General features: G+C 58.7%; 23 protein-coding genes. 15 read left to right on the top strand and 8 right to left on the bottom strand.

The genetic code is table 11. The features are described from left to right. The first annotated feature begins 75 nt into the window (after positions 1-75). The 6 genes from ACMGG1_RS06275 (at position 76) to ACMGG1_RS06300 (ending at position 7,150) form a co-directional block, all read left to right on the top strand. Complete coding sequence (locus ACMGG1_RS06275) at positions 76-297, top strand: membrane protein (protein ID WP_020827903.1); 222 nt, start codon at positions 76-78, stop codon at positions 295-297. A gap of 204 nt (positions 298-501) precedes the next feature. Beyond that, positions 502-924, top strand: a complete 423-nt coding sequence (locus ACMGG1_RS06280) for a hypothetical protein (protein WP_201896169.1) — start codon at positions 502-504, stop codon at positions 922-924. A gap of 68 nt (positions 925-992) precedes the next feature. Continuing rightward, complete coding sequence (locus ACMGG1_RS06285; RefSeq protein WP_020827901.1) at positions 993-1,316, top strand: copper-binding protein; 324 nt, start codon at positions 993-995, stop codon at positions 1,314-1,316. 10 nt (positions 1,317-1,326) lie between these two features. Next, positions 1,327-2,586, top strand: a complete 1,260-nt coding sequence (locus ACMGG1_RS06290; RefSeq protein ID WP_201896170.1) for a TolC family protein — start codon at positions 1,327-1,329, stop codon at positions 2,584-2,586. Next, the gene (locus ACMGG1_RS06295; RefSeq protein WP_414161224.1) at positions 2,583-4,034 is read left to right on the top strand and encodes an efflux RND transporter periplasmic adaptor subunit; all 1,452 of its coding nucleotides are present in this window, start codon (positions 2,583-2,585) and stop codon (positions 4,032-4,034) included. The genes ACMGG1_RS06290 and ACMGG1_RS06295 overlap by 4 nt, the downstream gene beginning before the upstream one ends. Then, complete coding sequence (locus ACMGG1_RS06300) at positions 4,031-7,150, top strand: efflux RND transporter permease subunit (protein ID WP_414161225.1); 3,120 nt, start codon at positions 4,031-4,033, stop codon at positions 7,148-7,150. Before ACMGG1_RS06295 ends, ACMGG1_RS06300 begins: the two co-directional genes overlap by 4 nt. 46 nt (positions 7,151-7,196) lie before the next feature. On the opposite strand, the gene apbE is transcribed toward ACMGG1_RS06300, so the two are convergent. Further along, positions 7,197-8,228, bottom strand: coding sequence for an FAD:protein FMN transferase ApbE (gene apbE, locus ACMGG1_RS06305; RefSeq protein ID WP_046373029.1), 1,032 nt, complete (start codon positions 8,226-8,228; stop codon positions 7,197-7,199). A 157-nt stretch (positions 8,229-8,385) separates the two neighbouring features. On the opposite strand from apbE, the gene ACMGG1_RS06310 reads away from it, so the two are divergent. Continuing rightward, positions 8,386-9,498 carry an SLC13 family permease gene (locus ACMGG1_RS06310; protein WP_046373030.1) on the top strand — a complete coding sequence of 371 codons (1,113 nt, stop codon included), beginning with the start codon at positions 8,386-8,388 and terminating at the stop codon, positions 9,496-9,498. 43 nt (positions 9,499-9,541) lie between these two features. On the opposite strand, the gene pepT is transcribed toward ACMGG1_RS06310, so the two are convergent. Further along, positions 9,542-10,774: a peptidase T gene (pepT, locus tag ACMGG1_RS06315; RefSeq protein ID WP_414161226.1), complete on the bottom strand. Its 1,233-nt coding sequence runs from the start codon at positions 10,772-10,774 to the stop codon at positions 9,542-9,544. A gap of 214 nt (positions 10,775-10,988) precedes the next feature. Between pepT and ACMGG1_RS06320 the strand changes: the two genes are divergently transcribed. Beyond that, the gene (locus ACMGG1_RS06320; RefSeq protein WP_020827894.1) at positions 10,989-11,885 is read left to right on the top strand and encodes an endonuclease/exonuclease/phosphatase family protein; all 897 of its coding nucleotides are present in this window, start codon (positions 10,989-10,991) and stop codon (positions 11,883-11,885) included. 32 nt (positions 11,886-11,917) lie between these two features. On the opposite strand, the gene ACMGG1_RS06325 is transcribed toward ACMGG1_RS06320, so the two are convergent. Beyond that, complete coding sequence (locus tag ACMGG1_RS06325; protein WP_414161227.1) at positions 11,918-13,351, bottom strand: PLP-dependent aminotransferase family protein; 1,434 nt, start codon at positions 13,349-13,351, stop codon at positions 11,918-11,920. Positions 13,352-13,444: 93 nt separating this feature from the next. Here ACMGG1_RS06325 and ACMGG1_RS06330 point away from each other — a divergent pair, with 93 nt between their 5' ends. Then, on the top strand, positions 13,445-13,900 hold the full coding sequence (locus tag ACMGG1_RS06330; RefSeq protein ID WP_129983429.1) for a rhodanese-like domain-containing protein: 456 nt from the start codon (positions 13,445-13,447) through the stop codon (positions 13,898-13,900). Between the two features lie 95 nt (positions 13,901-13,995). Here ACMGG1_RS06330 and flk read toward each other — a convergent pair whose 3' ends face one another. Beyond that, on the bottom strand, positions 13,996-15,024 hold the full coding sequence (gene flk, locus ACMGG1_RS06335; RefSeq protein WP_046373034.1) for a flagella biosynthesis regulator Flk: 1,029 nt from the start codon (positions 15,022-15,024) through the stop codon (positions 13,996-13,998). Between the two features lie 305 nt (positions 15,025-15,329). Here flk and ACMGG1_RS06340 point away from each other — a divergent pair, with 305 nt between their 5' ends. From ACMGG1_RS06340 to ACMGG1_RS06355, 4 genes are read left to right on the top strand one after another with little or no spacing between them, the layout of a single operon-like run. Beyond that, positions 15,330-15,695 (top strand): copper resistance protein, encoded by a 366-nt coding sequence (locus tag ACMGG1_RS06340; protein WP_217331668.1) that lies wholly within the window; start codon positions 15,330-15,332, stop codon positions 15,693-15,695. Between the two features lie 49 nt (positions 15,696-15,744). Continuing rightward, the gene (locus ACMGG1_RS06345) at positions 15,745-17,781 is read left to right on the top strand and encodes a protein-disulfide reductase DsbD family protein (RefSeq protein WP_414161228.1); all 2,037 of its coding nucleotides are present in this window, start codon (positions 15,745-15,747) and stop codon (positions 17,779-17,781) included. Then, complete coding sequence (locus tag ACMGG1_RS06350; RefSeq protein ID WP_116690054.1) at positions 17,778-18,494, top strand: DsbA family protein; 717 nt, start codon at positions 17,778-17,780, stop codon at positions 18,492-18,494. Before ACMGG1_RS06345 ends, ACMGG1_RS06350 begins: the two co-directional genes overlap by 4 nt. Then, entirely contained in the window at positions 18,487-18,987 is a 501-nt protein-coding gene (locus ACMGG1_RS06355) for a protein disulfide oxidoreductase (protein WP_128864619.1), read from the top strand. Before ACMGG1_RS06350 ends, ACMGG1_RS06355 begins: the two co-directional genes overlap by 8 nt. A gap of 8 nt (positions 18,988-18,995) precedes the next feature. Here ACMGG1_RS06355 and ACMGG1_RS06360 read toward each other — a convergent pair whose 3' ends face one another. Next, on the bottom strand, positions 18,996-20,453 hold the full coding sequence (locus ACMGG1_RS06360; protein ID WP_122080656.1) for a PLP-dependent aminotransferase family protein: 1,458 nt from the start codon (positions 20,451-20,453) through the stop codon (positions 18,996-18,998). A 169-nt stretch (positions 20,454-20,622) separates the two neighbouring features. On the opposite strand from ACMGG1_RS06360, the gene ACMGG1_RS06365 reads away from it, so the two are divergent. Both ACMGG1_RS06365 and ACMGG1_RS06370 read left to right on the top strand, forming a co-directional pair. Continuing rightward, on the top strand, positions 20,623-21,618 hold the full coding sequence (locus tag ACMGG1_RS06365; RefSeq protein ID WP_122079919.1) for a DMT family transporter: 996 nt from the start codon (positions 20,623-20,625) through the stop codon (positions 21,616-21,618). Positions 21,619-21,773: 155 nt separating this feature from the next. Continuing rightward, a complete protein-coding gene (locus tag ACMGG1_RS06370) occupies positions 21,774-22,403 on the top strand; it encodes a CatB-related O-acetyltransferase (RefSeq protein WP_128864618.1) in 630 nt (209 codons plus the stop codon). Positions 22,404-22,438: 35 nt separating this feature from the next. On the opposite strand, the gene ACMGG1_RS06375 is transcribed toward ACMGG1_RS06370, so the two are convergent. From ACMGG1_RS06375 to ACMGG1_RS06385, 3 genes are read right to left on the bottom strand one after another with little or no spacing between them, the layout of a single operon-like run. Beyond that, on the bottom strand, positions 22,439-23,956 hold the full coding sequence (locus ACMGG1_RS06375) for a tripartite tricarboxylate transporter permease (RefSeq protein WP_273854362.1): 1,518 nt from the start codon (positions 23,954-23,956) through the stop codon (positions 22,439-22,441). 11 nt (positions 23,957-23,967) lie between these two features. Continuing rightward, positions 23,968-24,399 carry a tripartite tricarboxylate transporter TctB family protein gene (locus ACMGG1_RS06380; RefSeq protein ID WP_020827883.1) on the bottom strand — a complete coding sequence of 144 codons (432 nt, stop codon included), beginning with the start codon at positions 24,397-24,399 and terminating at the stop codon, positions 23,968-23,970. 13 nt (positions 24,400-24,412) lie between these two features. After that, positions 24,413-25,393, bottom strand: coding sequence for a Bug family tripartite tricarboxylate transporter substrate binding protein (locus tag ACMGG1_RS06385; protein ID WP_020827882.1), 981 nt, complete (start codon positions 25,391-25,393; stop codon positions 24,413-24,415). Between the last annotated feature and the right edge of the window lie 28 nt (positions 25,394-25,421).

Raw genomic sequence — 25,421 nt, forward strand, 5'->3', positions numbered from 1 at the left:
GCGCATACAATGGCTCAATAGCGCGAATATCACTCGGCGTAGCGTTTCAGAGTGATCGAACATTGAGGCAAGAGTATGAAAAAGTTAATTGCGGTTGGATTGCTGTCGGTCATTCTGGCTGGGTGCGCGACCGATTCCCCTTGTGTCCCGGTCTATGACGACCAGGGCCGTCTGGTGCACACCAATACCTGCATGAAAGGCACCACGCAGGACAACTGGGAAACCGCTGGCGCCATCGCCGGTGGGGCGGCGGCAGTTGCCGGTCTGACGCTGGGTATTATCGCGTTGACCAAATAACCTTCCGTCGGAGAGTCTCCCGGTTTAAAAGCCCAGCATCTGCTGGGCTTTTTGTTTGGGTAATCCGCCGCCAGTTGATTGAAGTCATGGCATTTATATTACTGGCCCACAGATGGGCAGTTCTTTGTCAGCGGATGTAAATTCCATTCCTGCGCCCGGTCCGGGTCGATATACTCCCGCTATCTCCCACTCTGGAACGATCTGATGTCGGCTTTGGCGTCCATCTCCTTATCCATGCACCGCCTGCGCTTTGCTAAAAAGCGGGCCTGCGCATGGTTATTGGTCGTCAGCTGGTTGTTGTTGAATACTCAACTGGCGTTGGCCAGCCACAACTGCAACCTGCAGTTCAGCGGTGAAGCGCCGATGGCTCAGCATATGATGCATATGCAAAACAGCGTGCCGTCGCAGCAGCAGATGCAGACCCAAGAGCCGCTGTGTGAGAAACACTGCGTTCCGGAGTCAGCCCAACAGGATCACAGCAACCTGGCGTTGGCTGCGCTGCCCACCAGCAGCGAATTGGCCGTTATTACGCCTTTCCCGTCTCGTTCAGTCCCCTCCAATACCTGGCAAACGCCCCCGATAACAGGTCCGCCGGCAGAGATCGTTTTCTGCCGGTTCCGTGAATAGTTCTGACAACCGCTTTGCCGTCCCCGACGGTTTTCCGCGTTTGTTAACTATTTTATGGAGTACCCGTTATGCGTAATGTATTTGCTGCCGTAGTGATCGCCCTGTTTTTCTCTTTTAGCGCCAGCGCTGCCGATATGGCAATGCAGGATCCTGCCGCAAGAACTGCCGTTGAAATCCACAGCCAGGGCGTCGTCAAAAGCTGGGACGAGCGAAAGGTGTCTATCGCGCACCAGGCCATTCCTGCACTCAGTTGGCCGCCAATGACCATGAGCTTCCTGCTCCCTTCATCGCCTTCATTCGCCGTCTTGCCGGTGGGTACCGAGGTTGATTTCAGCTTCCTGCCGATCGACGGCGGTTATCAGCTGATCGCCATCGCCGCCGCTCGACCATAACGGAGGCGTTATGACCATTATCCTTTCTCACCCTTGGCGGGTGGGCTGGCTGCTGCTTGCCTGTTGGGCACCGGCCACCCTGGCGGCGGGTCTGACGCTGCAACAGTCATTGACGGCGGCCGAAGGTTATTCGGCGGAGTTATCCGCCAATCGTCATCAGGTTGACGCCTTGCAGAACATGGCGGATTCGGCAATGCAGTTGCCCGATCCCAAGCTGAAGTTCGGCATTGAAAACGTGCCGGTGCAGGGCGGCAACGCTCGGCGTTTTACCCGCGAAGGCATGACCATGGGACGAATCGGCATCATGCAGGATTACGTCAGCAGCACCAAACGTCAGCGTAAAGCGGATACCCTGCGCGCCGAAGCCAGCCAGACGGATGCGGGCAGCGCCACCATTCGCGCTCGCCTTCAACAGCAAACCGCACAGGCCTGGCTGGCGCTGGCGCTGAGTCGGCAAACCCTGCGGGATGCCTCAGCCCTGGTGACGGAGAGTGAACGCCAGATTGCCACTCAGCGTTCTGCGGTAGCCGGTGGGGGAACCCCAGCGAGTGGAGTGCTGGATGCCAGGCTGACGCTGCTAAGCATGCAGGATCGCATCAGCGAGGCGCAGCGTGATGTTGCTGTCGCGCAGGCGCGTCTGACGCAGTTGACCGGCCTGTCTGCGACGGATACCGCCGGGGCCATGCCGCGCTTTGAACGTTTACCGGCGGACAGCGAAGTATTGCGGCAGGCCATCAGGCAACACCCCGAGGTGTTGCAGGCCAGCCGTGAGGCGGACGTCGCCAAGGCACGTTCGGCGCAATCAGAGGTGGCGGCGATACCGGACGTCGGCGTCGAGGTGTATTACGGCAAACGGGCCGACGAGTACGAGGATTTGGCCGGGGTGATGTTTACCGTCGATCTGCCGTTGTTCCGCTCGCAGCGGCAGGATAAGGACTATGCCGCTGATGTTTCCCGCAGCATGGAGGCCAACGATCGGCTCACGTTGTTGATCCGTGATCATCAGGCACAGCTCGATACGCTGTTGGCGCAATATCAGGCGGCTCAGGCGCAGTGGCAACGCCAACAGGAGCAGGCTATTCCCCTGCAACAACAGCGGGTCACTTTGCTGTTAGCGCAGTACCGCAGCGGTAAAAGCGATTTGTCGGCGGTACTGGAAGCTCGGCGGGCGCTGCTCGACAGTCGCCTCAGCGCCGGCAAGGCTGCCAGGGAACTGGCACAGATTTGGGCCGCCATTCGCTATCTCACCCCTCAGGAATCAATGCAATGAAAATACAATTCAAGCTGGCGCTGTTAGCGGCGCTGATTGGCACTGGGCTGGCGGGATACTGGTTTGGCGCAGCGGGAGAAGCGCCTGCGCCGGCCATCAAGAGTGAGCGGCAGGTGCTTTATTGGTACGACCCGATGATGCCGGGGCAGCGTTTTGACCAACCGGGTAAATCGCCCTTTATGGATATGCAACTGGTGCCGCGCTATGCCGATGAGGTTGAACCGGAAGGGGGCGTGACCATCAGCGCCCGGCAACAGCAGAACCTGGGCGTTCGCACCGAAGCTGCACAATTGCGCCAACTGGAGCCACAACTGAGCGCTTTCGGCAGCGTCGCCACCGATGAACGCGGGGTTCAGATTGTCGCCGCCCGCGCCAACGGACTGGTGGAAAAACTCTACGTGCGTGCCAGTCAGCAACAGGTGAAAAAGGGCGAAGCCCTGGCATTGCTGTGGATCCCCGACTGGAGTGCGGCACAGCAGGAATATCTGGCAATACGCAAACTGGGCGATAGCGCACTGACCGCCGCTGCACGTCAGCGGTTGCAGCTGCTGTTTATGCCCGAGGCGGTGATCCGGCAGGTGGAACGTTCAGGTAAACCCGAACCGCGGGTGCAGATAGCGGCACCGGAAAATGGTTTTGTGAATAAGCTGAGCGTGCTCGAAGGCGCTCAGGTGACGGCCGCGCAGGGGCTGTTTGAACTAGCCAGCCTCGATCCGGTGTGGATCGTTGCCGATTATCCGCAGGCGCAGGCCGGATTGTTGAAAGTGGGCGATAAGGTGCAGGCCGCTTCCGCCAGCTGGCCTGGTGAACGATTTGAAGGCGAGGTGAGCGAACTGCTGGCCAATGTCGATCCGCTGACCCGAACCTTCAAAGCGCGCATCCTGTTGAAAAACCCTCAACAAAAGCTTCGACCGGGCATGTACCTGCAACTGACATTGTCACACAGCAACCTCGGCCAACCGGTGTTGGCGATACCGCAGGAGGCGCTGATCGACAGCGGCGATCGCAATAGGGTGTTGATCGCCGAAGGCAATGGGCACTTCACGCCGGTTGACGTGGTGGCCGGTCGTGTGCAGGACGGCTGGGTAGAAATCAAACGTGGGCTGAATGCTGGGCAAAGGGTAGTGACCTCCGGCCAATTCCTGATTGATTCCGAGGCCAGCATGCGCAGTGCCTTGCCACAAATGGCGGCGCAAAACGAGGTGAAACAATATCAGGCCGAGGGGGTGGTGGATGCCGTGAACGAGAGCACCATCACGCTGTCCCACGGCCCCGTGCCGGAGCTGCAGTGGCCGGCGATGACCATGGATTTTGCCCTGCCGCCAGGGGGAATACCTGCCGGTATCAAACCCGGTGATAGCGTAAAAATCCACTTTAGCGTTGATGAACAAGGTTCACATATCAGCCAAATCGTGCCGACAAGCGCTGAACATGGGGGCCACTTATGATTGCTTTCGTGATCCGCTGGTCGCTGCGCAACCGGCTCTTGGTGCTGCTGGCTTCGGTGCTGTTGGCCGGTTGGGGGATCTGGGCATTGCAGAAAGCGCCGCTGGATGCGCTGCCGGATCTTTCCGACGTACAGGTGATTGTCCGTGCCACCTATCCGGGCAAGGCTCCGCAGGTAATTGAAGATCAGGTGACCTATCCGCTGACCACCACGTTGCTCTCGGTGCCGGGGGCCAAAACGGTACGGGGTTTTTCCATGTTTGGCGACGCCTACGTTTACGTGTTGTTCGAGGACGGCACCGATTTGTACTGGGCGCGTTCGCGGGTGCTGGAGGCGCTCAGCCAGGTGCAATCCTCACTGCCGCCGCAGGTGAAGGTGGCACTGGGGCCGGACGCCACCGGCGTCGGCTGGGTGTACGAGTATGCCCTGGTGGATAAAAGCGGCAAGCACAGCCTGGCCGACCTGCGCGCGCTGCAAGACTGGACGCTGAAGTTTGAACTGAAAACCGTGCCCAACGTGGCGGAAGTGGCCAGCGTGGGCGGCATGGTACGCCAATATCAGGTGGTGCTGGATCCACCCAGCCTGCGCGCGCTGAACATCACCCATCAACAGGTAGTCAGTGCCATTCAGGACGCCAACCAGGAAGGCGGCGGGGCGCTGCTGGAAATGGGGGAGGCGGAGTATATGGTTCGCACCTCGGGCTACCTGAAAAAACTCAGCGATTTTGCCAACGTGGTAATCACCGTGCGTGACGGTGTGCCGATCCTGCTGTCGCAAGTGGCAACACTGCGCGAAGGGCCGGAGATCCGCCGGGGCGTGGCGGAGCTGAACGGCGAGGGCGAAGTGGCGGGCGGCATCGTCGTGATGCGCTACGGCAAAAATGCCCTGGAAACCATCAACGCGCTGAAGGTCAAGCTGCAGGAGGTTCAGCAGACCCTGCCGCCGGGTGTGGAAATTGTGACCGTGTACGACCGCTCCCAACTGATTGAGCATGCTATTGAAACCCTGTCCCACAAGCTCCTGGAGGAGTTTATCGTAGTGGCTTTGGTGTGCACGCTGTTCCTGTTCCATTTTCGTTCGGCGCTGGTGGCGATGATCACGCTGCCGCTCGGCATTCTTGGCGCCTTTGTGGTGATGCATTACCAGGGCGTAAACGCCAATATCATGTCGCTGGGGGGAATCGCCATCGCCATTGGCGCCATGGTGGATGCGGCCATCGTCATGATTGAGAACATGCATAAGGTGCTGGAGCAGTGGCGGCAACGCCATCCCGGACTGCAGCCGACGTCGACGGATTATTGGCGCATTTCAGAGCAGGCGGCGGTGGAGGTGGGGCCGGCGCTGTTTTGCAGTTTGCTGATTATCACGCTGTCCTTCATTCCGGTGTTCACCCTGCAGGCGCAGGAAGGCCGGATGTTCTCCCCGCTGGCCTACACCAAAACCTACGCCATGGCGGTGGCGGCCGGTCTGGGCATTACGCTGGTGCCGGTGCTGATGGGCTACTTTATCCGCGGCCGCATTCCCGACGAACATGCTAATCCGATCAACCGCTGGCTGATCCGCCTGTATCAGCCGGTGCTGGCGTCGGTGTTGGCACGGCCAAAAACCACGCTGGGGATTTCGTGCCTGCTGTTGCTGTTAACCGCCTATCCGCTTAGCCGGTTGGGCAGCGAATTTATGCCGCAGCTCGACGAAGGTGACCTGTTGTATATGCCTTCCTCGCTGCCGGGGATGTCGGCGCGCGAGGCCAGCAGGCTACTGCAACTGACCGACAGGTTGATCAAAACCGTGCCGGAGGTAGCGACGGTGTTCGGTAAGGCCGGCAGGGCGGAAAGCGCTACCGATCCCGCGCCGCTGACCATGCTGGAAACCACCATTCGTTTCAAACCGCGTGACCAGTGGCGACCGGGCATGACCATGGACAAGCTGGTGGCGGAACTGGATGCGGTGGTCAAGGTGCCGGGTATTGCCAACGTCTGGGTTCCGCCGATCCGCAATCGGCTGGACATGTTGGCCACCGGAATCAAAAGTCCGGTGGGCATCAAGGTGAACGGCAATAACATGGCCGATATCGAACGGATTTCCGGGCAGATTGAGCAGGTGGTGAAGCAGGTGCCGGGCGTCACTTCGGCGCTGGCAGAACGCATCACCGGCGGCCGCTACGTGGATATCGATATCGACCGTCAGCGGGCTGCGCGCTACGGCGTTTCGGTGAAAGAGCTGCAATCCATGGTGGCGACGCTGGTGGGGGGCGAAAACATTGGCGAAACCGTCGAGGGCCGGGCGCGTTACCCGATCAATGTGCGTTATCCGCGTGAGGTGCGTGATTCGGTACAGCAGTTGCAGGCGTTACCGGTACTGACCGCCAGCGGTGGCCAGGTGCCGCTGTCGATGCTGGCGGATATTCGGGTTAGCGAAGGGCCGCCGATGCTGAAAAGTGAAAACGCGCGGCTCTCCAACTGGATTTATGTCGATCTGCGCGGGCGCGATCTCAAATCGGCGGTGGAAGAGATGCAGCAGGCCGTCGCGCAGCAGGTCAAGCTGCCGGCCGGGGTGTCGTTGAGCTGGTCCGGGCAGTTTGAATATCTTGAACGCGCCAGCGCTCAGTTGAAAATCGTACTGCCGGTAACATTGGCAATCATTTTCGTGCTGCTGTTTGTCACCTTCAGCAGCGTGCGTGATGCGTTGTTGATCATGGCGACGCTGCCGTTTGCGCTGATCGGCGGAGTATGGCTGCTGTATTTGCTGAACTACAACCTGTCGGTGGCCGGGGCAGTTGGCTTTATCGCGCTGGCGGGTGTGGCGGCGGAGTTCGGCGTGATAATGGTGCTTTACTTGAACCATGCGTTGGAAAAACATCGCCAGCCGGGACAACCGCTCACGCAAAAACAGCTGATGGATGCCATCACCGAGGGGGCGGTATTGCGGGTGCGACCAAAAGTGATGACCGTTGCCACCATTATGGCCGGGCTATTGCCGATCATGTGGGGTAACGGTGCCGGTTCTGAGGTAATGCGGCGCATTGCGGCACCGATGATTGGCGGCATGCTCAGTGCACCGCTGTTGTCGATGTTGGTGGTTCCTGTGGTTTACCTGTTACTGCACCGAAAAGGATAAGCAAGCGGGGCGCAGTGCACTGCGCCCCGTCTTTACCGCACAGAAACTATTTCACCAGAAACGCCTTGAACTGCGGCGTCATTACGGCGCTGAACCCATCATCGGTTTTGCTGATCAGGTAAACCGCCAAGCCTTTTTCTTCCGCCAGTTTGAGCGCTTTTTCCGTCCCCAACACCATCAACCCGGTATCCCAACCGTCGGCTTCCAGCGCGGTGGGCGCTATCACCGTAGCGGAGACCAGGCGATGAGTAATCGGCCTGCCGGTTGTGGGATCGATCACGTGCGAATAGCGCTGCCCGTCCTGTTCAAAATAGTTGCGGTAGCTGCCGGCGGTGCTGATGCCGTAACCCTGCAAATCAACCAGTGCCTGAACCGCATTTTCGCGGTCGGTCGGTTTTTGGATCGCCACGCGCCAGGGTTTGCCCTGCCCGTTAACGCCGCGCGAGGATACTGCACCACCGACCGACACCAGATAATGGGTGATACCATTACGGGCCATCAGCTGCACCAACTGATCGACGCCATAGCCTTCGCCCAACGTCGAGAGATCAACATACATCCCGGGCAAGTCCTTTTGCAGCCATTCGCCACGGCTGTCGCTGAGTAGCTTGAGGTGCTGCAGGCCAATATTTTTTTGTGCCGCCTCTATTTGCTGTTGGCTCGGTACCTTGACCACACGCTTGTCTGGGCCAAAGCCCCATAAATTCACCAGCGGACCCACGGTGATATTCATCGCGCCCTGAGTGTCGCGGCCAATGCGCTGAGCCATCAGGATAATATCCGCCATTCCGCGCGGGATCGGCTGTGGCTCGGTACTCTGGGTTTGATTAAAACGCGAAAGCACAGAATCATTGCGATAGGTGGAGATATCGTCATTGGCGCGTTCCAGCACGGCGTCAATCTGCTGTTGCAACTGCTGTTTATTGACCGCCACGTCACCGCTGACCTTGACGCTGTAGAAGGTGCCCATGGTTTTGCCTTCAATGTCGATCTGTGGGCGGGTATCCGGGTCATTACAGGCAGCCAGTAAGCCGATGGTCACACTCAGCAACAGCCCTTTGGCAAAAACGTTAGCCATGAAAACATCCTTTGAAACAGAGAAAGGCGCTACAAATAAAGTAAAGCGCGGCAAATGAAAAGCAGTTAACGGTAAAAGAGCATTTTGCTGGCGTTGCCGCCGTGCTTGGGCTAACGTCTGGTTCCTGATCCCTGGTTGTTTTTTTGAAGCGCTCAACATGAGTTCAAACGCCGTTTCCCGGCTGATTCAGCCGTTCCTGAAAGATCGTTTTTTGCATATTTTGCTGTTAGTCGGCGTACTGATGGCGGCCTTTAACCCGCAACAGCTGCCTGCGTTAAACAGTTTTATCGACTGGCGCACCATCATTACGCTGCTTGGATTGATGTTACTCACCAAGGGCGTCGAGGTCAGCGGTTATTTCGATTTTGTCGGTCGCAAAATCATCAATACGCTGCACAGCGAGCGGCGATTGGCGCTGTTTCTGGTGTTTTCCGCCGCGTTGCTGTCGTCGTTCCTGACCAACGACGTGGCGTTGTTTATCGTCATTCCGCTGACCATCACGCTGAAAAAACTGTCGTCGTTACCGATTGGCCGGTTGATTATCTTCCAGGCGCTGGCGGTCAATGCCGGTTCATTGCTGACGCCGATTGGCAACCCGCAAAACATTCTGCTGTGGAGCAAGTCTTCACTCTCTTTCCTGGGGTTCATTGGCCAAATGGCACCGTTTGGCGTAGTGATGCTGGTCAGTTTGCTGCTGCTGACCGGGTTCTGCTTCCCGGCGCGGGATATCGTTAAAGCGCCGCACACCGAAGGTTATCCGTATCAGCTACGCCTGTTGCTGAGCTGTGTGGCGCTGTACGTGATTTTTCTGCTGTGTCTGGATCTTGATCTGCCGCTGTATGGCCTGTTGGCGGTGTTCGTCGGTTTTTTGCTGCTGGCGCGTCGGGTATTGCTGCAGATCGACTGGAGCCTGATTTTCGTCTTTATCGCCATGTTCATCGACGTGGGGCTGTTTACCCGCTTGCAGGCGATCCAGCCTTGGTTTGCCGATATCGCTACGCTGGGTAACGGGGGCATTTACGCTTTGGGGATTGGCCTGTCGCAGGTGATCAGCAACGTGCCGGCGACCATTTTAATGCTCAACTACGTGCCTTCCAGCCAACTGCTGGCCTATGCGGTCAACGCCGGTGGCTTTGGGCTGGCGATCGGTTCGCTGGCGAACCTGATTGCGCTGCGTATGGCGGACGAGCGCAAAATTTGGCTGAAATTTCATTACTTTTCGTTGCCGTTACTGGTCTGGGCCGGTTTGCTTGGCTGGCTGTTGGCTTAAGCGCGGTATTTTCCTGCCATACCGCGCTTGTTAACTATGGCGTCTAACCGCGTGCCGCCAGCAAGCAGATGCTGCGAGTCACCTGATAGGATTTCACAAAGGCGCTGATCGGCAGAAACTCAAAGCGCGAATGGAAATTGTGCGCGCCGGTGAAGTAGTTCGGCGTCAGCAGCCCACGGCTGGAGAGTGCGGCGCCGTCGGTGCCGCCACGCATCGGGATCACCTTGGGGGGAATGCCGTGGGCGGCCAGGGCACCGAAAATCAGCTCAATGGCTCGCTGGTCTTCCCCGATAGAGTTGCTGATATTGCTGTAGATATCCGTCACCTTGCAGCTGACCTTGGCGCGCGGGTAGTTTGCCGCCACCTGTTGCACCACTTCCTGAATACGCTCTTTACGCGCATTGAACCCGGCCAGGTCAAAATCGCGGATCGACACTTTTAACGTAGCGAGGTTGGCATTGGCGGTCAGATCGTTGAACCAGAAGTAGCCTTCGCGCCCCTCGGTATGTTCTGGCGTGTCCTTGATGTCGAATTGGTTGATGATGTCGTTGGCGATGCGAATCGGGTTGATCAGCACGTTCTTCGCCGACATGGGGTGCGCGGTGACCCCTTCGATACGGATCTCCGCACCTGCGGCATTGAAGTTCTCATACACCACTTCCCCCAACTCGCAGCAGTCGATGGTATAGGCAAAATCCACCTCGAAACGCGTCAGATCCAGCGCTTTGGCGCCGCGCAGGCCAATTTCCTCATCCGGGACAAAGGCCACCACAATGTCGCCGTGGCGATCGGAGGCGCTCAGGTTGGCCAGCAGGGTCATGACCACCGTGACCGCCGCTTTGTTATCGGCGCCGAGCACGCTGGTGCCGTCGCTGAAAATAATTTCTTCATTCGGATAGGCCAGGATCTCCGGATGTTCGGCGGTGCGCAGCCAGATATCGTGTTCGGCATTCAGGCACAAATCCTGGCCGGTAAAGCGCAGGCGCTGCGGGTGAATATGGGCCGACAGGCCAACGTCAACGGTATCGATATGGGTGATAAAGCCGATACGCGGAGCGCCTGGCTGATTGCCGGGTTTGCGTGCGGTCACGGTAGCGTGCTCGTCGATTTGCACGTCTTGCATGCCTAGCTGGCGCAGTTCGGTCGCCAGCAGCTTGGCCATATCATGTTGGCCCGGCGTGCTGGGCAGGGTGGTTGCGGCGGCGTCGCTCTGGCTGGTCACCGCCAGATAGCGGAAGAAACGTTCGGTGAGCTGTTCGGCAATGGCGCTGGTCATGCGGGTTCCTCTCGATAAGCGGTCTAACGGTTTTAAAGCTAAATCAGCCGGTTGTCCAATGGTGCAATGCTTTCGCTGCCGGAATGCGAGATGCCGCGCAGAATAAAAAAATAGCGGCACAACTAGGAAATAGTCTCGGGTAACTGCGGCAAAATCGTTGTTAGCTGTGGGGGAACGGGTGCCCCCAAATAATAGGATCGTTAAAGGAGAATACATGCGCTCACGTCATGCTTTACTTATCACTTTGTTATCCCTGGGAATATCGCATACGGCCTGGTCATCCACCGATGGTGGCCATGCCAACAGCAACGCCAATAGCCGTGAAGTGGCCAGTGCGCTTGGCGGTCTGAAAAACAAAACCTATAGCCTGGAGCAGGCACCGAAGATCCGCGTAGCCAGCTTCAATATCGCCGCCGGCAAGGTCAGCGACATGACCGCAATCGCCAAAGCGATCAAGGCGATGAATGTCGATGTGGTGGCGCTGCAGGAGGTGGATAAACTGACCGGCCGCAGCGGCAAGCTCGATCAGGCGGAGGAACTGGCCAAACTGACCGGTATGCACGTCGCGTTCGGCCGCGCGATTGATTTTGACGGCGGCGAATATGGGCTGGCGTTTTTATCGAAATACCCGCTGCATGACAGCAAAATTTACCCGTTGCCTTCCGGTCAGCGCGAACAGCGAATTGCATTCAGCGCCCAGACCGACGTGCCCGAGTTCCCGGCGCCGATTACCCTGATCAATACCCATCTGGACACCAAGGAAGATCCGGCGATGCGGCTGGATCAGGTGCGCGAACTGAATGACCGCACGATTGAAATGCGCGGTATCAAGCTGTTGTTCGGCGATATGAACGACGTGCCGGGTAGCGTCACCTGGACTGAGCTGAGCCGCTATTGGAACGACATCATGCCCAAGCAGCAGGATGGCCGCAGCTGGCCGGCGGAAAACGCCGAAATCAAGGTCGATTATATCTTTAGCGGCAATGCCCAGCGCTGGCATCTGGACAGCCTGACGGTGCCGAACGCCAGCGGCGACTGGAACGGCATTCACTGGCCGGCAGTCAGCGATCACCTGCCGTTGGTGGCCGAGCTGCGGTTGACCGAGCAGTAACCTGACTCGGGGCCGCCAAGCGTCCCGCAAGGTCAAGCAGGCGAGATCCGCGTCAACCGCTCGACGGCGGCGCGGATCTCGCCCGGTGTCAGGGCGGAAAAGCCCAGCAGCCAGCCGTCGCGCCGCAGGCTCGGGGTTTGGTACTGTGCCGCCAATCCGGGCGTGACTACGCCCAGGCGCTGCGCCTGCTGAGTCAGGGCGCTCTCCTGCCCGGGCGGCAGCCAAACGCTGAGCTGCAAGCCGCCCCCTGCCGGTTGCGGGGTGGCGAAATGCCCAAGCTTTTCCTGCACCTCCACCAGTAACAGGTCACGTCGGCTGCGGTACAGCTGGCGCATATAGCGGATATGGGCGGCAAAGTGCCCCTGCTGGATAAATTCGGCGGTCACCGCCTGCATCAATTGGGCGCTGTGGCCGTCGTATACCGTGCGTGCGGTGGTAAAAGGCTCCACTAACGCCGGTGGCAACACCAAATAAGCCAGCCGCAGGGAAGGAAACAGCGCCTTGGAAAAGGTGCCCAGATAAAGCACGTTGCCGTGCCGATCCAACCCCTGCATCGCCGGCATCGGCTGGCCGTCATAGTGAAACTCGCTGTCGTAATCATCTTCAATAATCCAGGCCCGCTGCCGTTGTGCCAGCGCCAGCAGCTCGAGCCTGCGTGGCAGGCTGAGTGCTACGCCGGTGGGGTATTGATGCGAGGGCGTCAGGTAAATCAGTCGAGGTGCAGGCAGGTGTTCATCGGGCATCAGTCCGGCGTCGTCCACCTTGACCGGGACAAGTTCGGCTCCGACGCTGCTAAAGGCGTTTCTGGCACCGCGATAACCGGGGTCTTCCATCCACACTTTGTCACCGCTATCCAACAGCAGGGTGGCAATCAGCTGCAGGGCCTGCTGCGAACTGGTCAGCACCACGATCTGCTGCGCATCGCAGTTAACGCCGCGCGTCTGGCTGACATAGCCGGCAATGGTTTCGCGTAGCGGAAAGTAGCCCTGAGGATCGCCATAGCGCATCAGAGCTTCCCCACGCAGACGCAGTTGTTGAGCGGTGAGCTGTTTCCACAGTTTTAGCGGGAAAGCACGTAAATCCGGCGAACCGGCAGCGAAGGGCAGAGGCTGCAGTGGATCGTGGCAGCCACCGGTTTGCGCGATCTGCGTGCCGCGTTGTGAAAGGCGGGGTTCGCCGCTGACTTTGGCGGCGGATGGCGACTTGACGATGTTGATCGCCACGAAGGTGCCTTGACCAACGCGGCGCTGCAGATAGCCTTCGGCTTCCAACTGGGCATAGGCTGCTTCGGTGGTTACGCGCGAGACGCCCAAATCTTCAGCCAGAACCCGCGATGAGGGCAAGCGTTGCCCAGGGCCAAGAGCCCCATGATGAATAGCCCGGCGCAGCGTGCTGCAGACGCGTTCACGCAAGGTGCCACCGGCGTGTTCCGGTTGATGAAACAGAGTGGGCAATGCGTTAGCCATAATGGGACTTATCCATGGGCGAAAATGGGTATCAAGCATAAGACCAAAATCAGGCAATATTGTCATCAGTCTTTCTCTACAGGAGTGAATTCCATGGCGGTATCTTCATTGGTTTTGGCTTTTCCACCGGGCAGCGCGGCCCAGAGCCTGGATTATCTGGCCGCTAAGCTGAGTTATTACGCGGATGCGTGGGACGTGGCGGAGGATCTGCGCAACGGGGTCAGTGAGATCCTGGTGATCGATACCCGTGCAGAGGCGCTCTATGCGGCCGGGCATATTCCCGGCGCTATCAGTTTGCCGCACCGCTTGATGGACGAGGCGGGCACGGCGCATCTGGATCGCGACAAGGTTTACGTCACTTATTGCGATGGCATCGGCTGCAACGGTTCGACCAAAGGGGCTTACAAACTGGCTCAACAGGGGCTGCGGGTGAAAGAGCTGATTGGTGGATTGGACTTCTGGATACGTGATGGTCATCCCCTGGCCACCGGTGAACAGCCGGGCTCGCTGGTGGGAAGTGCCAGTGGAGAGGACTGTGGCTGCGCCTGACGTTGGCCGGAGTTACCGCGAAGTTAACATCAGCATTCGAGTCTGGCCCTGGACAGGGCATCCACAGGCCAGAAATCGTTTGGGAAGGGAAAGCGTTAAAACACCAGCGCCAATACCAGAGCTAGCACCAAAATGAACAGGATAAGCGTCACCGCCGGTTTGCTCAGCGCTTTTTGTAGCGGCTGGGGCAGGGCGGCAATCAGCGGATTGAGCAGCGGTTGCGGCTCGGTAGCGTTGCCGATGATCGGCTGAGCATGACCGGCTTTTTCCAGACGACGTGCAAATAGCTGGTTGATGACGTCGCTCATCTGCGGGTGGGTCAAGGGGGCGCTGGCATTGCAGTTGAAGCGGGACTGGCAGTAGTCATTCAACTGCTGCTGCTCCTGCGCATCCGCCGGCTGTTTGAGCACGGCGAGCAGGTTGTTCAGCGTCGGCGCGGTTTGTGGACTCAGCGCGACCTTCACCTGCAAAAACTGGTTCAGCAGTTGGAAGTGGCGCGCCGGCAGCGGATCGTTGGTTTTAACCCCGGTCAGATCAAACAGCGTTTGCCAGATCTTGGCCGGCGACTCGCCGGTGGCGGCACTGAGCTTGGTGACCTGCTGTTGCAGGCTTTGATGCTCGGCGGGCAGCAGCGGGCGATCGCTGGTGGCAGTTTGCTGCGGGTGAGGGATCGTCAGGCTGCCGGTCTGTAACAGATTCAGTACCTGCTGCAACTGCGAGTGGCTCAACTGGCTCAGTACCGTGTGGCCAAACTGCTGGCGAATGAAATCACTCACCGCCTGGCGGTTATTGCCCTGCGGCAACAGTTCGGTAAGCTGCTGCATCAGTTGGCGACTGGCATGGTTTTGCTGTACCTGCGTCAGACGGTTTTGCAGCAGTTGCTCGGCCGGCTGAAAATGACGCGCCAGCAATTCACTGCTGTTGTCTGTCTGCAGATCGTGACGCAGCGTGACCCAAATCTCTGCGGATTTGGCCGGGCTTAGCGCCATGATTTTGACCACCAGCTTCTCCAGCGTCGTACGCTGCGCCGGGGAGAGCGGGCTATCGTCTGTGGGGGTGGTTTTGCCCGGGGTTGAAGGACGATCGCTGGCGATCGGGGTGCCCGGTCCACTCAAAGGTTGCATATCACCTGTCCTTCGCTGTGTATCCCCCAGTTTAGCTGGCGTTGCCGCGGTGTGGTCTGCGCAATCTCACTCGAAACACTTACCTGAGTAAGCTCATCGAGACTCGCTTGCTTGCCGCCTTGCCGCAACACCCATGACTTTGGGGAAAGAATAATCGTCGTACCCGGCGAAAAGCGCAGGTGTGCGCCTATGATACCCGTAAATGCCCGCCATCAATACCGTCGTAAGACATTTCTTTACAGGCAAAACATTGCTAAACGCGCCTGCGCCGCTAAGATAAGCGCAGACTTGGAATTGAGGGCGGCATGGTTAAACAGCAGCGGATTGCGAAATGGTTTTTATGCCTGGCTTGCCTGGTGGTACTGACCTGCATGACTCAGCGCATGGCGAGCCTGCATGCGTTGCAGCAAGCGATGGGGATTCCTGCTGCCAGCGCTGCGCCATCCGCCGGCGACGATGCCGCCGAACTGCAACCTACCCCCTGTGAACTGAGCGCTAAATCCTTATTGGCCTCACCGCCGGTGATGTTTGAAACCGTGCTGTTCGGGCTTGGCCTGCTGCTGGCGCTGTTGGCGCCTACCGTGGCTGCGCGCTTGCGCATTCCTCCTCCCAGAGTGATTTCCCCTCCCACCCTCAGGGTGCATCTCCGATTATGCGTCTTCCGTGAATGAGTTAATCGCCCGTTTGTTTTGGTGATTGTCTTATTTATGGAGAAAAAACATGTTGAATATCATCAGGTCGACGTTTGTCTGCCTGTTAATGCTGTGGCTGCCCGCTTTGCAGGCGGCGGACAGCGGCTGGTTGCAAAGCCCGACCAACGATCATGCCAAGGTGCGACTCCGCGCTGACACCTCGCAGCCAGGAGAAACCCGGCTGCTGTTGGCTATTGAGCTGCAAAAAGGCTGGAAAACCTACTGGCGTTCGCCGGGGGAAGGTGGCATTGCGCCGGCAATAACCTGGCAAGGCAATCCGCCTCCGGTGACCTGGTATTGGCCTACGCCGCAGCGTTTTGAGGTGGCCGGTATTTCCACGCAGGGCTACCACGATCGGGTAGAGCTGCCGATGGTGATGAAAGGAACGGCACCGCGCCAGTTAGCGGGGACGCTGACGCTGTCCACCTGCAGCAACGTCTGTATTTTGACCGACTATCCGTTCAGTCTGGATCTTGCCGCGCCGTCTGACGCGCAGTTTGACCATGACTTTGCCCAGGCGATGGGTCAGGTGCCGATCGCCGAGGGCCTGGTGGAGAGCATCAAGGCCGGTTATCTCAATGGCGAATTACAGATCAGCGCCGAGCGAGCCGCCGGTTGGCAACGGCCGGAGCTGTTCTTCGACACCTTGGAGGACGCAGACCTCGGCAAGCCACGGGTCAGTAGCGAAGGTTCACTGATGACCGCGCGGGTACCGGTCAGCGATGGCTGGGGTGACAGCGCCCCGGATCTGCGCGGTAAAACCCTGACGTTGGTAATCGGCGACGGCGGCATGGCGCAGCAGGTGACGCTGCCGATTGGCGGGCCGCTGACGCTGCCGAGCGCCGCCAGTTTCACTCTGTGGCAAGCGGTGCTGATGGCGTTGGCGGGGGGCCTGATCCTCAACCTGATGCCCTGTGTGCTGCCGGTTCTGGGCATCAAACTGGGATCGATTTTGCAGGTGGAGCAGCGCGACCGACACAGCATTCGGCTGCAGTTCCTTGCGTCCTCGTTTGGCATTGTGGCGTCCTTTATGGCGCTGGCGTTGCTGATGACGCTGCTGCGCTTGAGCAATCAGGCGCTGGGCTGGGGTATTCAGTTCCAAAACCCGTGGTTTATCGGCTTTATGGTGCTGGTGACGTTCCTGTTCAGCGCCAACCTGTTTGGCCTGTTCCATTTGCAGCTGTCCTCCTCCCTTAATACCAAATTGGCGACCCATAACGGCCGTGGCCTGAGCGGGCATTTCTGGCAGGGCGCATTTGCCACCTTGCTGGCGACGCCCTGTTCGGCTCCCTTCCTGGGCACTGCCGTGGCCTTTGCACTGGCTGCGCCGCTGCCGGTGCTGTGGGGCATGTTTGTCGCCTTGGGTATCGGCATGAGCCTGCCCTGGCTGCTGATTGCCGCATGGCCTGCTTTAGCGCTGCGCCTGCCGCGTCCGGGGCGTTGGATGAACACTTTACGGTGGGCCATGGGGCTGCTGATGCTGGCTTCTTCACTGTGGCTGCTGAGCCTGATGGTCAATCATATTGGCACCTTGCCGACGCTGGCATTGGGCGGTATCGCACTGTTGGCCTTGTTGTTGGCGGTAGGCTGGCAACATGGGGTTCGTCTGGCGGCCAAGCTGGCGGCCGGCACGCTGGTGCTGGTCGGTGTGGTGTTACTGGCCGGTTCGCTGACCGCCGGGCTGTGGCGTCAGCCGCTGCACGACAATGTCACCTGGCAACCGCTAAGTGAGCAGGCGATCGCCCAGGCACTCGCCCAGAACAAACGGGTGTTTGTCGACGTCACCGCAGACTGGTGCGTAACCTGTAAAGCCAACAAATTCAACGTGCTGTTGCGTGATGACGTGCAAAAAGCGCTGAGTGCCGGCGACGTTGTCGCCCTGCGAGGAGACTGGAGCCGTCCTTCGGCCGAGATTAGCGCTTTCCTGCAAAAACACGGCAGCGTTGCCGTGCCTTTTAACCAGATTTATGGCCCCGGCAGCCCTGACGGCGTGGTGTTATCCCCGCTGTTGACCCGCGATGCCGTCTTGCAAACCCTGTCCGCCGCCAAAGGAAATTCACAATGAAAAAATTACTGATGTTACTGATGCTGATGGTTACTCCGGTCTGGGCTGCGGCTCCTTTTACCCCGGAACAAGAGGTGCGGATTAAAGAGCTGATCCGCGAAACGCTGGTGTCGAACCCGGATATTCTGGCGCAGGCGGTGGATGCCTGGCAGCAACAGACCGCCGGTCAGCAAATCAGCCAGGCGATCAAGCAAAACGCCAAAACCCTATACGAAGATCCGGCCAGCCCACGTTTGGGAGCGGCCAACGCCAAACTGACGCTGGTGGCCTTTACCGATTACAACTGCCCGTACTGCAAGCGTTTTGACCCGATGCTGGAAAAAATCGTCAAACAGTATCCTGATGTGGCGCTGGTGGTAAAACTGCTGCCGTTCAAAGGAGAGAGCTCCGTCAGTTCTGCACGCGTGGCGCTGACGACCTGGCAGCAACACCCGGACCAATTCTGGGCGCTGCATCAGCGGCTGATGGCGAAAAAAGGCTTCCATGACACGGCCAGCATCGCTGCCGCACAGCAGAAAACCGGGGTGAAAGCCGTTGCACCAAGCGAACAGAGCATGACCACCTTGCGCACCAATATGGCATTGGCGGAGCAGCTTGGAGTACAAGGAACGCCGGCCACCCTGATCGGCGATCAAATGCTGCCAGGCGCGGTGTCGTATGAGGATCTGGAGGCGGTAGTGAAACAACAGCTTGCGAAGGTTAACAATGGCTAAGCTGCGGCGTTGGGGCCGCGAACTGCTGATCCTGTTGCTGATTGTGCTGGCGGTTGCGTTCGGGATGGACTGGTTACGCGCGCCGCAGCCACCGGCGGCGTTCGATTCGCAACCGTTGACGACGTTGAACGGTGAACACGTCTCGCTGGCGCAGCTCAGCCAGGACAAGCCGCTGCTGGTTTATTTCTGGGCCAGCTGGTGCGGGGTTTGCCGGTTTACCACGCCGTATGTTGCCAGACTGGTCGGCGAGGGCGGCAACGTATTGACCGTGGCGCTGCGTTCCGGCGACGATCGTCAGGTGGAACAGTGGCTGGCGGGCAAGCGTGTGACGTTGCCGGTGGTTAACGATCCCCGTGGCGAGCTGTCGGCGCAGTGGCAGATCGGCGTCACGCCCACCTTGGTGGTCATTTCCCAGGGCAAGGTGGTGCAAAGCACCACCGGCTGGACCAGCTATTGGGGAATGAAGCTGCGGCTATGGTGGGCCGGGCTCTGAACCGCGGCCTATTCTGAAGTGATGACCTCATTAATCGCCCGGCACAGTCGGGCGATACCTTCCTCTATCTGCGGCGGCGTATTGGCGGCGAAATTCAATCGCAGGCCATGTGCGCCTTGCTGTTCTTCGGCATAAAAGCACTCCCCTCGCGCAAAGGTTACGCCGTGTCGCCAGGCCAGCGGCATCAGTGCCTCGGTGCTGACGGCGGCAGGCAGCGTCAGCCAGATAAACAGTCCACCCTCCGGCGTTTCAAACTGACAGCCGGGCGGCAGTTGCTGCTGCAAGGCTGCCACCATCACGTCTCTGTGCTGGCGATATAACCGCCCGGCGCGCCGCAGTTGCTTGTCGTAACGACCGATAGTGACGAATGCGTCCAGTGCCCGCTGGATCAGGTTGGAGCTGGTAAAACTGTCGACGTGTTTCAGACGAGCCAGTCGCTGATAGTGTTCGCTGTCCGCCACCAGGTAACCGATGCGCATGCTGGGCAGCAGCATTTTTGAAAAGGTACTGACGTAAATCACCGCCCCCGGTTGCGCCAGCGATCGCAGCGACGGCAGCTGTTTGCCGTTGTAGCGCAGATCGCCGACAAAATCGTCTTCCAATATCACTACACCGGCCTGCTGGGCCAGTGCCAGCAGGCGTCGACGGCGCGCTTCACTCATGCAGCGGCCGGTGGGGTTATGAAAATTGGGAATGGTGTAAATCAACTTCGGTTGGTGTTTTTCGATCAGTGCGGGCAGCTGTTCAACCAACATGCCGTGCCGGTCGCTGGCGACGGTGACGATATTGATGCGGTGCTGGCGCAGCAGCCCCAGCGCTTCGGCGTAGGTCGGTTGTTCGACAATCACCGTGTCGCCCGGCTCCAGCAGGCTTTGCACTATCAGGCTGATGGCGTGTTGCGAACCGTTGGTGATCAGCAGTTGCTCTGCATGGGTCGGAATACCCTGAGCGGTGAGGATCCGCCCCAGAGTATCGCGCAGCGGGTAATAGCCGCAGTATTCGCCATAGCTGAAGGCCTCTTCCGCATGGCGGCTGAGTACCGACAGCAATATCTTGCGGAACTCCTCCTGCGGAAAGACTTTCGGGCTGCCGACGCCGGCGGCAAAGTTGATGATGTTGTCCGGCAACGGCGTATCGGGGTAGCCATCCAGCCGAGAGGTAAGGGTAGTGAAACGCTCCGCCGGGAAGGGCGCATCGCTTGTTGGGCGTGGCTGGGCTGGCTGGATCAGAGGGTGCAAGACATAGGCACCGCTGCCGCGCCGCTGGTGCAAAAAACCTTTTGCCGCCAGTTCGGCATAGGCGTTTTCCACCGTCAACCGGCTGACCGCCAGCTTGGCGGCAAGCGTGCGCGTGGAGGGCAGCTTATCGCCGTCGACAAATGCGCCGCTGAGGATCGCCCGCCGCAGCGCTTCCTCAATTTGCAGATATAAAGGAATGTTTTGCTGACGGTCTAAGGGAATATGCATGCAAAATTGGCCCGGTTGACGATGATGTTTTTTACTATACCCCATAGTTACAGGGCTTAAAGAGGATAAAAGTGGCCTATATAACATCGGGGGAAAGTGGCTCTGGCGGTAAAGTTACGCGGCGTTAGAATCTCGCCTGAGTCCACTATTGCCGTTTTTTGAGGGTGTCATGTCATTACCATCGGGTATCTCAGCCAGGCCGGTTTTCCCGGGGGCGCACATTTTACAGGGCAGCAGTCAGGGGTATGTGATTGCTATCATCAGCGCCATGTTGCTGGCCTTTACCGCCATTATTATCCGCGTGCTGACGGAGTATTATCACCTGCCGACCTTTGTGCTGGCTTTTTGGCGCGCGGCGCTGGTTGCTCTGGTGCTGTTGCCGGTACTGCTGCTGTTCAAACCCGAATGGGCGCGTTTACAGCGCGCGCAGATCCCCTTTTATGCCTGCTATGGTCTGCTGCTGGCAGTGTTCAACAGCCTGTGGACGCTGTCGGTGGCGCTGAACGGTGCGTCGGTGGCGACTATCCTGACCTACTGCTCGGTCGGTTTTACCGTGTTTCTCGGCTGGATGATGTACAGCGAGCGCCTGAGCCTGCGTCAGTTGGTGGTGATTGTGGTCAGCCTGGGCGGCTGTTTTCTGGTCAGCAACGGCGACAGCTTGGGCAACAGCCATTTTAACCTGTTGGGGCTGGTGGTGGGCATGCTGTCCGGCATCGGATACACCCTCTATACGCTGGGTGGGCGGGTCGCGACCGAACGGCGTTACCCGGTGTGGAACACCATCCTGTACGTGTTCGGCTTTTCGGCTGTCTATCAATGGTTGTTCAATGCCGCGCTGACCTTTTACCCACTGGAGGCGTTCCACGGCATGACGGGGTCATTGTGGTTCCTGTCCCAAGGCGTTCAGGGTATCGAGTGGGGGGGCTGGTGGTTGCTGCTGACCCTGGCTGCCGGCCCAACGCTGTTGGGGTTCGGCCTGTACAACATCAGTTTGAAAAGCTTGCCGCTGGCGGTGGCAAACCTGATTTTGTCGCTGGAGCTGGTGTTCACGGCAGCGATCGCTTACTTCCTGCTGGGGGAAAGCATGAATCAGTTACAGCTGCTGGGCAGTGCGTTGGTGATGGGCGGGGTGCTGATGCTGAAGAGCAAGACGGCTGCGACGTGATTTGTTAACATTAGGGCCGGATGTGGAGGCAACAATGACCAATAACCCAAGATTAAAACGGGCGTTAATCGCTTAAAGCGGCAGTGTTTTACGACCAAAAAACACTGCCACAGACATTTGGCTGTGGCTCTTGCAATGAATATAGAGAAAGCGCCATGACTGAAAAACACTGGTCAAAAACAGAACTGTTACACCAAACGGTGACCAACCCCAATATTATCGTCAAAGGGACTCACAGCTATTACAGCGACTACCTGGATGACGGCTTTGAGCGCTCCGTGGTGCGTTATTTGCACGGCGACGAGGTCAGCCAACAGTGGCAGCCGCTAGGAACGATAGACCAACTGCTGATCGGCGATTATGTCTGCATTGCCGCCGAGGCGGTGATCCTGATGGGGGGCAACCATACCCATCGTGCCGATTGGTTCTGCCTGTATCCGATGATGGAAAGCATTCTGGCTTCCTATCAGCCGAAGGGCGATACCCGTTTGGGGGACGGCTGCTGGATAGGCATGCGGGCGATGCTGATGCCGGGCGTGACGATTGGGGAAGGAGCGATAGTCGCCGCCGGTAGCGTTGTGACGAAGGATGTTGAGCCTTACACCCTGGTGGGGGGCAATCCGGCGCGACCAATAAGACTGCGCTTTGCTCCGCAGATCGTAGCCAGGTTACTCGCTTTGCGTATTTATGATCTGTCGGCCGAGGATTTTGCTCAGGTGCAGCCTTTGCTGGCCAATGACGATATTGCGGCCCTTGAACGGGCGATAAGCGAAATTAAACGTTAAATGAAAAGGGCGGAGTTAATACTCCGCCCTTTTGCTTATTCGGCCTTGGCCGCTTCCGCCGTCAGGCGGTGTTTGCGTATTCTGCGCAACAGCAGCGGCAGCACCAGCACGGATACCGCCAGCACCAGCAGCGTTTGCGCGATGCCACTACCCCACAGGATGCTGAACTCACCGTTGCTGATCGACAGCGCGCGGCGCAGGTTTTGCTCCAGCATTTCTCCCAGAACGAAGCCCAGGATCAGCGGTGACATCGGGAAGTGCATCTTCCTCAGTATGTAACCGAACACCCCCAGCCCTACCATTAACAGCAGGTCAAAGGTGGTGCTGTGTACCGCGTAAACGCCGACCGCCGACACCGCGGCAATCGCCGGTACCAGGAACCACAAAGGGATGGTCAGCATGCGGGTAAACAGGCCCACCAACGGCAGGTTCATGATCAGCAGGATCACGTTGGCAATCAGCAGCGCGGCAATCAGCCCCCAGACAATATCCGGCTGTTCGGTGAACATTGCCGGACCTGGCGTGATGTTGTACAGCGTCAGCGCTCCCATCATTACCGCGGTGGTGCCGGAACCCGGTACGCCCAGCGTCAGCATCGGAATGAACGAACCGCAGGCCGAGGCGTTATTGGCCGCTTCGGGCGCAGCGACGCCGCGGATATCCCCTTTGCCGAAGGTTTCACTGTTGCCGCTGATTTTCTTTTCGGTCATGTAGGTGAGGGCGCTGGCGATGGTGGCCCCGGCACCCGGCAGAATGCCGACGAAGAAACCGATCACCGAAGAACGCAGCGTGGGGCCCACGCACTCGGCGGCCTCTTTACGGTTAAACAGCAGGCGGCCGGTCTTACGCACCAGCTTTTGCCCGGCGCTGGTGCTTTCGAGCATCAGCAAGATTTCACTGACCGAGAACAGGCCAATCACCACCACGATAAATTGCACGCCGTCGGAGAGGTGGACGCTGTCGAAGGTGAAACGATAAACGCCGGTATTGGCGTCCACCCCGACCGTCGCCAGCCCCAGACCAATCAGCGCCGCCAGCAGCGATTTCAACGGGTTTTGGCTCATCATGCTGCCCAGGCAGGCGATAGCGAATACCATCAGGGCGAAATATTCTGCCGGACCAAATGCCAGTGACCAACGGGCCAGCAGCGGGGCAAACAGAATGATCCCGCCGATGGCAATCATCGAACCGACAAAGGAGCTGACCGCCGAAATCGACAGCGCGACGCCGGCACGGCCTTGTTGTGCCATGGGGTAACCGTCCAGTGCGGTCATGATCGCAGCAGCGTCTCCCGGTACGTTGAGCAATATCGAGGAGATGCGGCCGCCGTACTCGCAGCCGATATACACCGTCGCCAGCAGGATCAGTGCCGACTCGGCCGGTAATTTGAGGGCAAACGCCAGCGGCAGCAGGATCGCCACGCCGTTGATCGGTCCCAGGCCCGGCAGCAGGCCGACAATGGTGCCGACGAAGCAGCCGATCAGGGCGATAATCAGGTTCTGGGGCACCAGCGCCACCTCGAACCCTTGAGACAAATACATCCAGGTTTCCATCATCGCCCCCGTTAACTCAGCCAAACGCCGAGTGGCAGTGTCACATCAAGTAAGCGGTCAAAGGCGTAATAGAGCGCAACGCCCATGATCGCGCCAGACACCAACGCCGCTATCAGGCTGGCCTGGAACAGCAGGCCAATGCTGAAGGTCAGCAGTGCGGTCGCCAGCGGAAAGCCCAGCCACTCGAAGCCCCAGGCGTACAGCACCAGCGTGATCACCAGCACCAGCAGACGTTGCATCACCTTGTTATGTGGCCATTCAACGGCCTGCGGTTTGTTCAACAGCAGCAGTGCCGCACACAGCGCCATCAGGCTGAGGATAGCCAGTGGGAAGGGCCGCGGACCCAGTGGCTCGTAGCTGTATTCACTCTGGATGCCCCAGCCGATAAACAGGCCGCCGATACACAGCAGCAGCCAGAACCCGGCAAAAATGCGATCGCTCATGGTATGCCCCCGGTTATTTTGCCAGGCCGAAAACTTTGGCCTGTTCGCGGTACTGATTGACCTGGTTTTTCACGTAGGCGTCCAATTCCTTGCCGGTCAGGTCGAATTCAAACAGGCCGCGCAGATCGCGCTGTTGCTTGAATTCCTCGGTCGCCATCATTTTCTTGAAGGTATCGAGCCACCACTGGTACTCCTCTTCCGTGACCTTCGGGCCAACGTAGAAGCCGCGAATGATCGGCCAGACCAGATTGAACCCTTGCTCTTTGGCGGTCGGAACATCGGCTAACTGACCCGGCAGGCGCTGTTCGGAATACACCGCCAGCACGCGAATTTTGTCACCCTGCAGGTAAGGCACCATTTCGCTCAGATCGCCGGAAACTGCCTGGATGTGGTTGCCGAGCAGGGCGGTAACCGGCTCGCCGCCGCCTTCGAACGCCACGTAACGCATCTTGTGCGGATCGACGCCGACTTCGCGCGCCAGCAGGGCGGTTTTCATCCAGTCCTGACTACCGATCGAAGCGCCTGCGCCGAACACCACGCTGTTGGGATCTTTTTGGAAGGCGTTCATCAGGTCTTTCAGGGTTTTGTACGGTGAGTCGGCACGCACGGCGATCATGCCGTAGTCGGTGCCGACAGCGGCCAACCATTTGACGTCATCGACGTTGTAACGGCCGAATTTTCCCTGTGACAAATTCAGCAGCGAACCGCCGGAGAAGGCGACTACCGTGCCGAATTCCGCCGGGCGCTGAGCCACGATGGCGTTGTAAGCCACCGCGCCGACGCCGCCAGGCATATAGGTCACGCGCATCGGTTTGTCGATGGCTTTGGTTTCTTGCAGCGAGACCTGGATCAGCTTGCAGGTCAGGTCAAATCCCCCGCCAGGCTTGGCAGGAGCGATGCATTCGGTGCGTTTCGGCGCTTCCAGGGCAAAAGCCTGATGGGTGGCCAGCAGCAGAGCGGTAGCGGTCAGTGTGCGGGTGATTATTTTTTTCATTGCTTTCCCCAAGGTATTTTTCAGTCGG

It is taken from the genome of Serratia sp. BNK-12, from assembly GCF_047456085.1.
Taxonomy (GTDB): domain Bacteria; phylum Pseudomonadota; class Gammaproteobacteria; order Enterobacterales; family Enterobacteriaceae; genus Serratia; species Serratia liquefaciens.

Coding starts and splice junctions, on each gene's coding strand:
- ACMGG1_RS06295 (WP_414161224.1), top strand. CDS start 2,583: ATGAAAATACAATTCAAGCTGGCGCTGTTAGCGGCGCTGATTGGCACT.
- ACMGG1_RS06385 (WP_020827882.1), bottom strand. CDS start 25,393: ATGAAAAAAATAATCACCCGCACACTGACCGCTACCGCTCTGCTGCTG.
- ACMGG1_RS06375 (WP_273854362.1), bottom strand. CDS start 23,956: ATGGAAACCTGGATGTATTTGTCTCAAGGGTTCGAGGTGGCGCTGGTG.
- flk (WP_046373034.1), bottom strand. CDS start 15,024: ATGCAACCTTTGAGTGGACCGGGCACCCCGATCGCCAGCGATCGTCCT.
- pepT (WP_414161226.1), bottom strand. CDS start 10,774: ATGACCAGCGCCATTGCCGAACAGCTCACCGAACGTTTCTTCCGCTAT.
- ACMGG1_RS06280 (WP_201896169.1), top strand. CDS start 502: ATGTCGGCTTTGGCGTCCATCTCCTTATCCATGCACCGCCTGCGCTTT.
- ACMGG1_RS06330 (WP_129983429.1), top strand. CDS start 13,445: ATGGCGGTATCTTCATTGGTTTTGGCTTTTCCACCGGGCAGCGCGGCC.
- ACMGG1_RS06285 (WP_020827901.1), top strand. CDS start 993: ATGCGTAATGTATTTGCTGCCGTAGTGATCGCCCTGTTTTTCTCTTTT.
- ACMGG1_RS06290 (WP_201896170.1), top strand. CDS start 1,327: ATGACCATTATCCTTTCTCACCCTTGGCGGGTGGGCTGGCTGCTGCTT.
- ACMGG1_RS06360 (WP_122080656.1), bottom strand. CDS start 20,453: ATGCATATTCCCTTAGACCGTCAGCAAAACATTCCTTTATATCTGCAA.
- ACMGG1_RS06380 (WP_020827883.1), bottom strand. CDS start 24,399: ATGAGCGATCGCATTTTTGCCGGGTTCTGGCTGCTGCTGTGTATCGGC.
- ACMGG1_RS06320 (WP_020827894.1), top strand. CDS start 10,989: ATGCGCTCACGTCATGCTTTACTTATCACTTTGTTATCCCTGGGAATA.
- ACMGG1_RS06275 (WP_020827903.1), top strand. CDS start 76: ATGAAAAAGTTAATTGCGGTTGGATTGCTGTCGGTCATTCTGGCTGGG.
- apbE (WP_046373029.1), bottom strand. CDS start 8,228: ATGGCTAACGTTTTTGCCAAAGGGCTGTTGCTGAGTGTGACCATCGGC.
- ACMGG1_RS06370 (WP_128864618.1), top strand. CDS start 21,774: ATGACTGAAAAACACTGGTCAAAAACAGAACTGTTACACCAAACGGTG.
- ACMGG1_RS06365 (WP_122079919.1), top strand. CDS start 20,623: ATGTCATTACCATCGGGTATCTCAGCCAGGCCGGTTTTCCCGGGGGCG.
- ACMGG1_RS06325 (WP_414161227.1), bottom strand. CDS start 13,351: ATGGCTAACGCATTGCCCACTCTGTTTCATCAACCGGAACACGCCGGT.
- ACMGG1_RS06345 (WP_414161228.1), top strand. CDS start 15,745: ATGTTGAATATCATCAGGTCGACGTTTGTCTGCCTGTTAATGCTGTGG.
- ACMGG1_RS06310 (WP_046373030.1), top strand. CDS start 8,386: ATGAGTTCAAACGCCGTTTCCCGGCTGATTCAGCCGTTCCTGAAAGAT.
- ACMGG1_RS06350 (WP_116690054.1), top strand. CDS start 17,778: ATGAAAAAATTACTGATGTTACTGATGCTGATGGTTACTCCGGTCTGG.
- ACMGG1_RS06300 (WP_414161225.1), top strand. CDS start 4,031: ATGATTGCTTTCGTGATCCGCTGGTCGCTGCGCAACCGGCTCTTGGTG.
- ACMGG1_RS06355 (WP_128864619.1), top strand. CDS start 18,487: ATGGCTAAGCTGCGGCGTTGGGGCCGCGAACTGCTGATCCTGTTGCTG.
- ACMGG1_RS06340 (WP_217331668.1), top strand. CDS start 15,330: ATGGTTAAACAGCAGCGGATTGCGAAATGGTTTTTATGCCTGGCTTGC.